The organism is Faecalibacterium sp. AM43-5AT (genome assembly GCF_003603345.1).
Taxonomy (GTDB): Bacteria; Bacillota; Clostridia; order Oscillospirales; family Ruminococcaceae; genus Faecalibacterium; species Faecalibacterium taiwanense.
Genome location: NZ_QVGZ01000004.1, coordinates 151,749 through 164,736 on the forward strand (window position 1 = coordinate 151,749; position 12,988 = coordinate 164,736).

A 12,988-nucleotide genomic window follows, 5' to 3' on the forward strand; every position below is an offset into this window, starting at 1 on the left:
TTTATTCCTCTTGCAGCAGCTGCAGCAATTCCTCTGGTTTCATGGACAGGATGGCTCCATCTGCCGAGCCGGTGACCGTCTCGGCAAGTTCCTGCTTTGCCTGCTGCAGCTCCACGATCTTTTCTTCAATGGTGTCCTGCGCAATGAGCTTGTACACCTGCACCGGGTTGCGCTGGCCGATGCGGTAAGCGCGGTCAGTGGCCTGATTCTGCGCAGCCACGTTCCACCACGGGTCGTAGTGGATGACGATATCTGCCGCCGTCAGGTTCAGGCCGGTGCCGCCCGCCCGCAGCGAGATGAGGAACACGTCCGCTTCGCCGCTGTTGAACCGGCGCACAAGCTCTGCACGCACCGGCTTTGGGGTGGAACCCTGCAGGGTAAAGTGGCTCACGCCCGCTTCGTCCAGCCGTTTTGCCAGCAGCTCCAGCATGGAGGTGAACTGGCTGAACAGCAGGATGCGGTGTCCGCCCTCCACAGCAGCCGTCACCAGCTCCATGCAGGCATCCAGCTTGGCGCTGCCGCCGTCCCAGTTGTCTGCCACAAGGCGCGGGTCGCAGCAGATCTCCCGCAGGCGCATGAGCACTGCGAACACCGCCATTTTATCCTCCGGCTTTGCAGCGCGCAGCTTTTCCCGCGCGTCCACCACAGCGGCAAGGTAGAGCTTGCGCTGCTGCTCGTCCAGCTCGATGCGGTGGAGATTCTCGGTCTTGGGGGGCAGCTCTTTGAGCACCTCGGACTTCATGCGCCGCAGGATGAACGGCCCGGTGAGCTGGTTCAAACGGCGCAGTGCGTCTTTGTCGTCCTCCTGCACGATAGGCTTTTCAAACCGGGCGCAGAAGGTCTTGTAGGGCGGCAGATACCCCGGCATCAGGAAGGAGAAGATGCTCCACAATTCGCCCAAGCGGTTCTCCACCGGGGTGCCGGTAAGGGCAAACCGCACTTTGCTGTTCACCCCGCACACCGCCTTGTACTTTTGGGTAGTGTGGTTCTTGATGGCCTGGGCTTCGTCCAGAATGCAGGCGTAGAATTGCTGCCCGCTGTAAAGCTCCTCGTCCCGGCGCATCAGGTCATAGCTGGTCACCACAAGGTCGGCTTCCGCCCACTGCTTTGCCAGCTCTGCCCGGTGAGCAGCGTCACCGTCCACAGCCACGCAGGAAAGCTGCGGCGTGAACTTCTGGCATTCCTCCTGCCAGTTGAGCACCAGCGATGCCGGGCAGACGATGAGGCTGGGCAGGCGCTGGCCGCTTTCCTTCACGGCCAGCAGGTAGCTGAGCACCTGCACGGTCTTGCCAAGGCCCATATCGTCGGCCAGAATGCCGCCCATGCCGTAGCCGTCCAGCGTGCGCAGCCAGCGGTAGCCATCCCGCTGGTACTTGCGCAGCACATTGTGCAGGCTTTCCGGCGGAGTATACTCGCTGTCCTTCACGGCGTGAAAGCTGCGGCTGATGCGGCGGAACGCATCGTCGCGGTTGAAACGCAGGCCGTTCTGGCCCGAGAGCGCCCAGTCGAGACTGGGTGCACGGTAGAGCGGCAGCTCGGCGTGGCCGCTCTTGAGCTTGGCCCCGGAAAGTTCCAGTGTATCGTTCAGTTCGTCCAGCCCTTCCAGACTGTCGTCCAGCCGCAGCAGACGGCCGTCCCGCAGGCGGTGGTAGCGCTTTTTCTGGTGCAGGGAGCGCAGCAGGTCTTTCAGCTCTGCCACCGGGAACTCGCCGGTATCCACTTCCAGATCCAGCACACTGCCGTGCACCGAAACGCCCACCGTGATGCGAGGCGGCGCGGCCTGCAGGCTGCGGAAGGCATCCGTCAGGTATACTTCACCCTCGGCCAGCAGGGCCGGCACGCCCTCCTCCAACATGCGGTAGATCTCGTCCTCGTCAGCGGTGCCGTACACTTCCTCTCTGCCGCCCACACCGGGCTGCAGATAAGAGGCCAGCAGCCGCTTTGCCCGGCTCTCGGCGCGCACATCCCGCAAAAGCCCTGCCGGAGACGGCACGAACGGCGTGACCTTATCCTCCCCGTACAAAAACTCCGCGTGTGCTTCGATGCGGAAGCTGTCCGGTGCGTCCAGATAGAACTGCACCACCGGTTCCAGCGGGATCTGGTTCAGCAGCAGACGTTCCGGGTCCACGATGTTCAGCTTGCTGCCCAGCTCCGGCAGCACATAGCTGCAAAAGGCCGTGGCATCTGCGTTTGTAAAAAACAGGCTTTTGCCGCCCAGCGCCTGCAATGCGGGCAGGATGCGGGTGCACCCGGGCCGCTGCAGCCGCCAGAGCGTATCCTCGCTGAACAGGTAATCATAGTCAAGGCCCTGCACAGCGGAAAGTGCGGGTTCGCCTTCCACCTGCACACCGCCGCGGCGGCGCTCCACGGTCATGGTAATGACGGGCAGACCTTCCCGCAGCTCGTACCCGCCCAAAAAACCGGTATGCTCGTACAGCTGCACAAGGTCATCAAAGATCTCGCCGGTCAGGATCATGCCTCCCGCCGGGCCTTGTTCGGCCCCGCCGTACACCCGCACGGCGGCTTTGTCCATGCTCTGCCTTGCGTTCACCTGACGGCGCAGCAGCTGCAAAAGCGCACGGGACTCTTCATCAAAGGCATCCCACCGGTGCACAAAAGCCAGTGCCTTGCCGTAGCTGACGCTTTTGCCCATCTCGACGGCTTCCATCAGGTTCGGGATGCTTTTTACCACATACTGCCGCCCGCCGTCCGAGATGCGCAGCCGCAGCCATGGCTGTGCGCCGGGCACGAGGGTCAGCTCCGGTTCCAGATGGGCAAAGCCGGTGCGCTGGGCGGTCTCGTCCACGCCAAGGTTTTCAAGGGCTGCTTCCTTGTAGGTATCCAGCAGCCTGCGGGCCTCGTGATCCGACACCGACGTTTCGCCGTGCCACTTTTTGCCAAACAGCATTTCCAGCCCGGAGGCATAGCTGTCCCGCCGGGCCGGTTCCGGGGCAAGGCCCGCCGCGCCGCGCACAACACCGGGAATAGCATCCGGCTTTGCCGCCGGTGCAGGGGCATTCTTTTCGGCATCATCCAGCAGCAATGCGCCGATATGCTTGCAGTAGGTGCCCTCGCCGTTCTGGTTATACGGGCAGCTGCAGGACGCACTGACAAAGCTGCCGTTCTCCCGCAGCCATGCCTGCGTATAGTAATAGCTGCCGCCGCTGCCCTGTACCATGGCCGAAATATGCCGCACGCCGTCCTCGTTCACCGCGCAGGTGCTCTGCTGGATGCGCTTGCGGTATTTCTTGGCCCGCTCAAAAATGTTATCGCCCAAAAGCGTGCGGATCTCGTCTGCATCCATGGCTGTTTCCTCCCGGTTTGGCTGTAAAACCTTCTTATCTTATAAGAATACCGCACCCGCACCCCGGATGCAAGAGGGATCTGCCGTCCAATTTCCATACAAAAAAATCCCGCTCCTTTTCAGGAACGGGATCATTTTACGATCTTGGAATGCTGCGGGGATCACTTGACAGTCTTGCCAAGCTCAGCATCCGTCTCAATGGCGCGCTCACGGATCTTTTCCAGCGTCTGCTCACTGAGGATATGCTCTGCCTTGCAGGCATCTTCGGCGGCGGTCTTTTCGTCCACGCCCAGCTGCATAAAGAAGTGGGTCAGCAGACGGTGACGGCTATAGATGCGCTCTGCGATCTCGCGGCCCGGTGCCAGCAGGGTCAGGTTGCCCTCGCCGTCCACCGCGATATAGCCGTTCTCGCGCAGCTTTTTCATGGCAATGCTGACGCTGGCTTTGGTAAAGCCCAGCTCATTGACCACGTCGATGGAGCGCACTTTGCCCATACGCTGACTCAGCATCAGGATCGTTTCAAGATAATCTTCTGCGGATTGGTGGATCTGCATGGTATGTTTGCCTCCTGTCTGTGCCGGGATGCAAAGCACCACGGTTTCATATAGTACAAGATATCACACTTTTTGCCGATGTGCAAGCAATTCGCGGAAGTTTGTTAAAACAAACCAAATTTATCCTGCGCAAATCTGCTGTTTTGCCGGTTTTTAGTCGGCCGCGTTTTGTGCAAAGGCGATAAATTATTTTGCTTCCAGATATGCCGCCGGGCCGGACTGGTACAGGTCGCCGCCGTGGGCATCCAGGATCACCGTCAGCGGCATATCCTTCACAATCAGGCGGCGCACGGCTTCACAGCCAAGGTCCGGCCATGCGATCACTTCCAGCGTCTGCACGCTTTTTGCCATCAGCGCACCGGCCCCGCCAAGCGCTGCCAGATACACAGCCCCGTTGCGCACCACAGCTGCCTTTACAGTATCGTCCCGCTTGCCCTTGCCGATCATGATCTTATTGCCAAGGTCCAGCAGGCGCGGGCTCATGGCATCCATGCGGCCGCTGGTGGTGGGTCCCGCCGAGCCGATCACCTGGCCCGGGCGTTCCGGCGTGGGGCCAACGTAGTAGATGGCGCTGCCGGTCAGATCAAAGGGCAGCGGTTCGCCTTTTTCCAGTGCTTCGGTCATCCGCCTGTGGGCCTGATCCCGGGCGGTGTACACCACGCCGGAAAGCAGCACGGTGTCGCCCGCCTTGAGCGGGGCAAGATCCTCGGCCGTGCAGGGAGTCGTCAGTCTGTATTCCATCTTTGCCCCTCCTTACAGTTCCGCGCTTGCACGGCGGGTGACATGGCAGGAAACATTCACCGCCGCAGGCAGGCCCGCCACATGGGTAGGCATCTGCTCAATGGCAAGGCCCAGACAGGTGGTCCTGCCGCCAAAGCCCTGCGGGCCGATGCCCAGCTCGTTGATGGCGGCAAGCAGCTCCTGCTCCAGCTGTGCGTAATAGGGGTCGGGGTTCGGCACATCCAGCGGGCGCAGCAGTGCCTTTTTGGCCAAATAGGCCACCTTATCAAAGCTGCCGCCCACGCCGATGCCCAGCACGATGGGCGGGCAGGGGTTGGAGCCGGCCAGCTTCACGGTGTCCAGCACGAACTTCTTGAACCCCTCTACGCCGTCGGCGGGCTTGAGCATTTTGATCTGGCTCATATTCTCGCTGCCGAAGCCCTTTGGGGCCACCGTGATGCGGCAGCCCTCGCCGTCCACCAGATGCACCGTGATGGCGGCGGGGGTGTTGTCGCCGGTATTGCCCCGGCGCAAAGGGTCTGCCACAATGCTCTTGCGCAGGTAGCCGTCGGTATAGCCCCGGCGCACGCCCTCATGGATGGCAGCTTCAAAGCTGCCGTCAATGTGCACATCGGTGCCAAGCTCCACAAACACGCAGGCCATGCCGGTATCCTGACAGATGGGCAGGTTTTCTTCTTTTGCGGCGGAAAGGTTCGACCACAAAAGGTCGAGAGTGCTCTTGGCCAGCGGCCACGGCTCTTCCTGCCGGGCCTTGTCCAGCGCCGCCTGCACGTCCTGCGGCAGGCGGGTGTTGGCTTCGATGCACAGCCGTGCAACGGTATCCGTGATCTCCTGTGCGGAAATGGTTCTCATAACCCTGTCCTCCGCTTACAGACGGGCCACGCCGGTCTCGCGGGCAGCCTTTGCCACGGCATTTGCCACAGCTTCGGCCACGCGGGGGTCGAACGCGCCGGGGATGATGTTCTCCTCGCTGCGGTCGGCATCGGTGATGAGGTCGGCGATGGCGTAGGCTGCAGCCAGCTTCATCTCATTGTTGATGTCACGGGCGCGCACACTCAGTGCGCCCTTGAACAGGCCGGGGAAGCACAGCACGTTGTTCACCTGATTGGGGAAGTCGCTGCGGCCGGTGGCCATCACCCGCACGCCGCCGGCCTTGGCCTCGTCCGGCATGATCTCCGGGGTGGGGTTGGCCATGGCAAAAACGATGGCATCCTTGTTCATGGTCTTGCACAGCTCAGTGGTCAGGATGCCGGGCTTGGAAACGCCGATGAACACGTCGGCACCTTCCAGTGCTTCCTTCAGGCCGCCCTTGACCTGACGGGGATTGGTCACCTCACCCAGCCAGTTCTTGTGGGCTTCGGCGCTGTTGCAGCCCTTGTACAGGGTGCCGAACTGGTCCACTGCAATGATGTCCTTTGCACCGGCGGTCATGAGCATCTTGATGATGGCAGTACCGGCAGCGCCGGGGCCGTTCAGCACGATGTGCACATCTTCCATCTTCTTGCCCACCACACGCAGAGCGTTGATGAGGGCAGCGGTAACCACGATGGCGGTGCCGTGCTGGTCATCGTGAAACACAGGGATGTCCAGCTCACGCTCCAGCGTTTCTTCGATCTCAAAGCACTCGGGGCTCTTGATATCCTCCAGATTGATGCCGCCAAAGGTGGGCGCAATGGCCTTGCAGGCAGCAATGACGCTGGCTGCGTCGTGGGCATCGATGCAGATGGGGAAGGCATCCACGCCGCCGAACTCCTTGAACAGCACCGCCTTGCCCTCCATGACCGGCAGACCAGCTTCCGGGCCGATATCGCCCAAGCCCAGCACGGCGGTGCCGTTGGAAACGACAGCCACCATGTTGCCCTTGAAGGTGTACTTATACACGTCGTCGGGGTTTTCCTTGATCTTGCGGCAGGGTTCGGCCACACCGGGAGTGTAGGCGGTGGACAGGTCATCGCGGGTGGCGACCTCCACCTTGCTTACGATGCCCACCTTGCCCTTGTGGGTCTCGTGCATTTCCAGAGCAGCTTTATTGTAATCCATTTGAATTTCCTCCAATATCTTACCGTCCTCGCCCTCTCCATTGCACAGCGATGACGGAAGGAGGAACTCCTCCAGTCTCGCATACGCTCGACAGCCCCCTCAGGGAGGGGCCTTATGTTTCCGGGAAGGCTCACTTATTTTTATTGTAACAGAACCGCCCGCCCATTTCCACCGGTTTTGGTCACTTTTGCGTCTGCAGACGGGCAAAAGTGATACAAACCCGCCGCAGGATTTGTGGAAATTTTGCAAAGAACTTTCCTTTTGCCGTCAGAACGTATATAATAAATGGGTATCTGTTCTGCCTGTACCGGTCTTTTGCTGTGCATCAGGCCGATTTTTATGGAGGTATTTCTTTTGAAAAACAACACCAAAAAACTCCTGTGCATCCTGCTGGCCATCGCCGCAGCGGTGTGCGTCATTTTTGCCTGTTTCATGCTGACAAAGCACAAGCAGACCGACAGCGCTTCTTCGGCTGCCGCATCCGTCTCGCAGTTTGGCTCTGTTGCCGACTTCGACTACGAGGCCTTTGATTACAGCGATGGTCTGGACGAAAACGGCTATTGGAGCGGCATCAAAGCACTGGACTATGTGACCCTGCCGGAGGACTTCGGCTCCATCGCCCTGAAGGAGAACGACCTGACCCCCACCGAAGATGAACTGCAGCAGCAGGTGGACAACCTGCTGAACCAGTACACCTCTTCCCAGCCCGTTACCGGCCGTGCCGCCCAGAGCGGAGATGTTGCCAACATCGATTACACCGGCACTGTGGACGGCGTGGCCTTTACCGGCGGCAGTGCTTCCGGCTATGACCTGACCCTTGGCAGCGGTTCCTTCATCGATGGCTTTGAGGACCAGATCATCGGGCACAATGTGGGCGATACCTTTGATGTGACCGTCACCTTCCCGGACGGCTACGGCGATTCCACCGATGCCGAGGGCAACACGATCACCCTCAGCGGCAAGGAAGCCGTGTTCAGCGTGACCCTGAACTCCATTTCCGAAAGCGTGACCCCTGAGCTGACCGACGAGTGGGTGGACTCCAACTTTGGCACCAGCGATGATCTGCACACCGCCGACCAGTTGCGCAACTACCTTAACGATGCGCTGTATGCCACCAACTACGAGAACGCCATCGTGGACTACCTGATGTCGAACTCCACCTTCAAGGAGCTGCCCAGCGAGATCACCAGCTATTACATCCGCATGTTCCTGAACTACTACAACCAGTACGCCACCGCCTACGGCATGGATCTGAATGCTTTTGCCCAGACGCAGGGCTACACCGATGCCGATGCCATGCTGGCCGCATCCGACGCTTACTTTGAGCATCTGGCAAAGCAGGACCTGATCTTTCAGGCCGTGGCCGAGACCAAGAGCCTTGCTCCCACGCAGGAAGAGCTGGACAACGCCAACAGCACCTATGCCGACACCTACGGCGAGAACCGTGCGCACCTGAACGCCCTGCAGTCCTGTGTGCTGGACTGGCTGGAAGAGAATTCCACCGTAGCGTAAAAACACAAGAACCATTTAGAATGCCCTCCGCTTCGCTCTGGGCATACTCAGAGGATAATCTATCTTTAATTTGCAGCTCCGAAAAGCCTGCGGGCTTTTCGGAGCTGCTTTTTCACAGGAAGGGCCGGAGCTTTCAGATGCTGTTTTTCTTTGCGGCCCCTTCTGTGAAAAATGCAATACCGGACAGACCGCAGTCTGTCCGGTATTGCTCTAATAAAAAATAGTATTTCCGCTATTTATGCCCAGAGCGAAGCGGAGGGCATTTCAAATCGTCAGGCTTTTTCTTTCTTCCCGCCGTTCAGCTTCCAGAGCAGCCATGCATAGAAGTAATTCATCAGCAGGATGGCGATGCACCACAGCACCGACGCCTGCACGCTCTGGTCATACACCTTCATGAAGGGATATGGCCCATCTACCACGCGCTGGATGTTCAGCCACAAAATGATGCCGCCGTACAGCACCGTGGGCAGCAGCGCCCACTTGACCGTACTGCGGGGCAGGCGCGGTGAGCGCTCCAGCAGCACAAAGGAGAAGATGGCCGCCAGCGGATTGAGCAGGTGATGGTACAACATGGAGCTGGTGCACAGCATGATGTACCAGCCGTTGCCGTCCTCATACATGGGGCCCAGCACGAACACCACCGTGAGAAAGGTCATGGTCAGGCAGCAGGTGGCAATGTACTTGAGGGTGTGCAGCCAGCGGGGCAGTTCCCTGCCGGTAAAGATGCACACCAGCTGGCCCACCGCCACCATGGCGCAGATGCAGGCCGAAAGGATGTTGGAATCCTCGGTGTAAAAAATGAACATCTGCTCTTTGCCCCAATCCCAGCTCATGGGCAGGGCAATGGGCTCCGCCCAGACGATGAACAGGTTCAGTGCGATGGAGAACAGGCAGCGCACTGTATCAGCAAATTTTTTCATGATATTTTCCTAATAACAAAACCCTCTCCGTCAGTGCTGACGCATTGCCACCTCTCCTGAAGTGCGAGGTTTTGGCTGCAGAGATAAATTTCTCCGTTTTGCCAAAGCTTCCTTCGGGTGAGCTGGCAGTGCCGCAAGGCATTGACTGAGAGGGTTCTTTTTATTTTGCGGTGTTGATGAAGCTGCGGTTGTCCCACAGGTACTTGATGCCGGAAATGGCTGTCACGGCAGCCACCAGCCAGCACAGCACCATGGAAATGCTGATTACCAGGATCTGCCGCGCGCCCTGCTCTGTGCCGGTAGCCGACATGCTTGCAATGGACATGCCAAAGAAGTAGAAGATGATGCTCAGCATCTGCAGCACGGTCTTCACCTTGCCCCACATGTTGGCGGCGATCACCTTGCCGTCCTTGGCACCGGCTGCCACCATGCGCAGACCGGACACGGCGAACTCGCGGGCCAGAATGATGCACAGCACCACCGGGCTGCATACGCCGTCCCGCATCATGTAAATGAAGGCCACAGTGGTGAGCAGTTTGTCGGCCAGCGGGTCGGCAAACTTGCCGAAGTCCGTTACCATGTTCCACTTGCGGGCCAGATGGCCGTCCAGAAAATCAGTAAAGCTGGCGGCAGCAAAGACGATGCCTGCGATCAGGTAATACGTCGGCTGGAAGGAGCCATCTGCGATGCCGTTCAGGCTGGTGAGGGACACAAAGACCATGAACACCGGCACCAGCAGGATGCGAGTCAAAGTGAGTTTATTGGGCAGATTCATACAGATTCCTCCAATTTGTTATTTTGCAACAGTACCATACAGATCGTAAAGGTCGCTGTCGTCCACCAGAACATCGTAGAACTGGCCGGGGTACAGCGGCTCCTCGCTGGAAACGCACACATTGCCGTCCACCTCAGGAGCATCGCCGGTGGTGCGGCACAGATACAGGCCGCTCTCCTCGTCGATGCCGTCGCAAAGCACATGCACGGTCTGGCCCACCTTTTCGGCCTGCTTCTGGGCCATGATACCGGTCTGGATCTGCATCACCAGTTCGGCGCGCTTGTCCTTGACTTCCTGCTCGATCTGGCCGTCCATCTTGGCAGCAACGGTGTTCTCCTCGGCAGAATAGGCAAAGCAGCCCAGACGATCAAACTTTACTTCCTTGACAAAATTGCACAGATCCTCGAACTGCTCCTCGGTCTCGCCGGGGAAGCCTGCGATCAGAGTGGTGCGCAGGGTGATGCCGGGGATCTCGCGGCGCAGCTTGCCGATCACCTCCAGCAGCTCGGCGCGGTTGGAGCGGCGGTTCATATTCTTGAGGATGGTATCATTGCAGTGCTGGATGGGCAGATCGAGGTAGGGCACCACCTTCTCATTGCGCTTCATGGCGGCAATGAACTCATCCGTGATGCGCTCCGGGTAAGCGTACATAATGCGGATCCACTCGAGGCCCGGCACCTTGTTCAGCTTATCCAGCAGCTCGCAGATGCTGCCGGGCTTGCCCCAGTCCTCGCCGTAAGCGGTGGGGTCCTGTGCGACCACGATCAGCTCTTTCACGCCCTCACCGGCCAGCCAGCGGGCTTCGGCCACGCAGTCGGCCATATCGCGGCTGTGCAGCGGGCCGCGGATGCCGGGGATGGCGCAGTAGTGGCAGCGGTTGTTGCAGCCTTCAGCGATCTTTAAGTACGCATAGTGGGCAGGCGTGCCGATGACACGCTTGCCGCCCAGCGGAAAGTCCTTTTTGGCACCGTAGCTTTCCAGATGGTCCTCACCATGGAACAGGCGGGCCACGATGGTGTCGATGGCCTTGTTGGAGGCACAGCCCACCACCGCGTCCACCTCGGGGATCTCTTCCTCGATCTGGCTGCGGTAGCGCTCGGCAAGACAGCCGGTGACGATGACCTTCAACTCCGGGTTCTGCTGCTTGTAGGAGCAGGCTTCCAGAATGTTTTCAATAGCTTCGGTCTTGGCGCTCTCGATGAAGCCGCAGGTGTTCACAAGGATCACATCTGCTTCGGCCAGATCGGCCACGGTCTCGTGGCCGGCAGACAGCAGGATATGCACCATCACATCCAGATCGACCTGATTCTTGGGGCAGCCAAGGGAAATACACGCAATTTTCATAGGGGATGATACTCTCTTTCTCTTTTGAGGGGTGCTTTTTATTCTTCTTCCGCTCTTTTTATCGCTTCTTTTATGACCGAATACGCAAAGCCGCGGCGCTGCAGGGCGGCCACCACAAGGTCGCGGCGGCCATCGGCCAGCTTTTTCATATAGCGGCTGCGCACCAGAGCGGCGGCAGCTTCCAGCTCCGGGCTTTCGCCGTCTGCGTCCGGGGCATAGACGCTTTCCAGCGCCTGCTCGATCTGCGCGCCGGAAAGGCCCTTCTGCCGCAGGTTCTGGGCCGCCGCACGGCGGCTCTTGCGGGCGGCAAGCAGGCTGTGTGCCCGGGCTTCGGCATAGCGGTCATCGTTTACGTAATCCAGATCCACCATCTCAGCCACAGTAGCCGCTGCAGCCTGCTCGGTAAAGCCATAGCACAGCCGTTCATACAGCTGTGCCGAGGACATCTCGCGCGAGGCCAGCGCATCCAGTGCGCGGGCGCGGGCCTTGGCCGGGTCGGCGCACTTTTCTTCTTCCGGCTTCGGGCGACGGCGTTTATAAAAGGACATTTAGTCCTCCACCATGATATCCAGTTCGCTCTCGCTGCTGCGGGCAGGAGCCTTGACCACCGGCTCCTTGGCATCTGCAGCCTTGGCGGGTTCCTCGGCCTTGGCCGCAGCGCCCTTGCCTGCCGGGCGGCGGGATGCGTACAGCTTATCGGCATTGGCGCGGATCTGGCCCTCGATGTCGTTTGCGATCTCGGGATTGTCCTTCAGGAACTGCTTTGCGTTGTCACGGCCCTGACCCAGACGGACATCGCCATAGTTGAACCATGCGCCGCTCTTCTGCACGATGCCCAGCTTCACGCCCACATCAATGAGTTCGCTCATCTTGGAAATGCCCTCGCCGAACATGATATCGAACTCTGCCTCACGGAACGGAGGGGCCACCTTGTTCTTGACGATCTTGGCGCGGGTGTGGTTGCCGATGAACTGGCCGGAAGAGTCCTTCAGGCCCTCCACGCGGCGGATGTCGATGCGCACCGAGGCGTAATATTTCAGGGCGCGGCCGCCGGTGGTGACCTCCGGGTTGCCGTACATCACGCCCACTTTTTCACGCAGCTGGTTGATGAAGACGCAGACCGTGTTGGTCTTGCCGATGACCGAAGTCAACTTGCGCATGGCCTGACTCATCAGGCGGGCCTGCAGGCCCACATGGCTGTCGCCCATTTCGCCCTCGATCTCAGCCCTCGGCACCATGGCGGCAACCGAGTCCACCACGATGGCATCGATGGCACCGGAGCGCACCAGTGCTTCGCAGATCTCCATGGCCTGCTCACCGGTGTCCGGCTGGCTGACCAGCAGATTGTTGATGTCCACGCCCAGCGCTTCGGCATAGGTGGGGTCCAGTGCATGCTCCACATCAATGAAGGCCACTTCGCCGCCCTGCTTCTGGGCTTCGGCCAGGATGTGCAGAGCCAGCGTGGTCTTACCGCTGGATTCCGGGCCGTACACCTCAATGATGCGGCCGCGGGGCACACCGCCCACGCCCAGAGCCAGATCCAGACCCAGACTGCCGGTGGAAATGGCATCCACCTGCATGGAGGCGTTATCCCCCAGCTTCATCACGGCACCCTTGCCGAACTGCTTTTCGATCTGGGCCAGCGCAGTGGCCAGCGCATCCTTTTTGGCCTCCGGCTCGGTCTTTTTGGTCGCCGGGGCAACGGTGTTGTTGTTCTGATTTTTTGCCATAGCGTGCTGCTCCTTTTCTTCCTGCTGCCCGCCGTGCGCGGGCTGTCCGTATACTTTCCAGTATAGTA

General features: G+C 59.7%; 11 protein-coding genes. 1 reads left to right on the forward strand and 10 read right to left on the reverse strand.

From position 1 onward, the window contains the following. Position 1: 1 nt before the first annotated feature. The 5 genes from DW937_RS07225 to DW937_RS07245 all read right to left on the reverse strand — a co-directional run bounded on the left by DW937_RS07225 (position 2) and on the right by DW937_RS07245 (position 6,639). The gene (locus DW937_RS07225; RefSeq protein ID WP_120120546.1) at positions 2-3,304 is read right to left on the reverse strand and encodes a DEAD/DEAH box helicase; all 3,303 of its coding nucleotides are present in this window, start codon (positions 3,302-3,304) and stop codon (positions 2-4) included. Between the two features lie 161 nt (positions 3,305-3,465). Continuing rightward, complete coding sequence (locus tag DW937_RS07230; RefSeq protein ID WP_097774413.1) at positions 3,466-3,858, reverse strand: metal-dependent transcriptional regulator; 393 nt, start codon at positions 3,856-3,858, stop codon at positions 3,466-3,468. A gap of 186 nt (positions 3,859-4,044) precedes the next feature. Continuing rightward, entirely contained in the window at positions 4,045-4,599 is a 555-nt protein-coding gene (locus DW937_RS07235) for a Fe-S-containing hydro-lyase (RefSeq protein WP_120120547.1), read from the reverse strand. A gap of 12 nt (positions 4,600-4,611) precedes the next feature. Next, positions 4,612-5,451 (reverse strand): fumarate hydratase, encoded by an 840-nt coding sequence (locus DW937_RS07240; protein ID WP_005937916.1) that lies wholly within the window; start codon positions 5,449-5,451, stop codon positions 4,612-4,614. 15 nt (positions 5,452-5,466) lie between these two features. Beyond that, a complete protein-coding gene (locus tag DW937_RS07245) occupies positions 5,467-6,639 on the reverse strand; it encodes a malic enzyme-like NAD(P)-binding protein (RefSeq protein WP_005937919.1) in 1,173 nt (390 codons plus the stop codon). Between the two features lie 354 nt (positions 6,640-6,993). On the opposite strand from DW937_RS07245, the gene DW937_RS07250 reads away from it, so the two are divergent. Further along, positions 6,994-8,151, forward strand: a complete 1,158-nt coding sequence (locus DW937_RS07250; RefSeq protein ID WP_243111441.1) for a trigger factor — start codon at positions 6,994-6,996, stop codon at positions 8,149-8,151. Positions 8,152-8,423: 272 nt separating this feature from the next. On the opposite strand, the gene DW937_RS07255 is transcribed toward DW937_RS07250, so the two are convergent. The 5 genes from DW937_RS07255 to recA form a co-directional block, all read right to left on the reverse strand. Next, positions 8,424-9,071: a hypothetical protein gene (locus DW937_RS07255; RefSeq protein WP_120120548.1), complete on the reverse strand. Its 648-nt coding sequence runs from the start codon at positions 9,069-9,071 to the stop codon at positions 8,424-8,426. A gap of 160 nt (positions 9,072-9,231) precedes the next feature. Beyond that, positions 9,232-9,846 carry a CDP-diacylglycerol--glycerol-3-phosphate 3-phosphatidyltransferase gene (pgsA, locus tag DW937_RS07260; RefSeq protein ID WP_120120549.1) on the reverse strand — a complete coding sequence of 205 codons (615 nt, stop codon included), beginning with the start codon at positions 9,844-9,846 and terminating at the stop codon, positions 9,232-9,234. Positions 9,847-9,864: 18 nt separating this feature from the next. Continuing rightward, positions 9,865-11,190, reverse strand: a complete 1,326-nt coding sequence (gene rimO / locus DW937_RS07265; RefSeq protein WP_005937940.1) for a 30S ribosomal protein S12 methylthiotransferase RimO — start codon at positions 11,188-11,190, stop codon at positions 9,865-9,867. A gap of 38 nt (positions 11,191-11,228) precedes the next feature. Further along, entirely contained in the window at positions 11,229-11,738 is a 510-nt protein-coding gene (locus tag DW937_RS07270) for a regulatory protein RecX (protein WP_120120550.1), read from the reverse strand. Further along, positions 11,739-12,920: a recombinase RecA gene (recA, locus tag DW937_RS07275; protein ID WP_118526585.1), complete on the reverse strand. Its 1,182-nt coding sequence runs from the start codon at positions 12,918-12,920 to the stop codon at positions 11,739-11,741. Positions 12,921-12,988 lie beyond the last annotated feature (68 nt).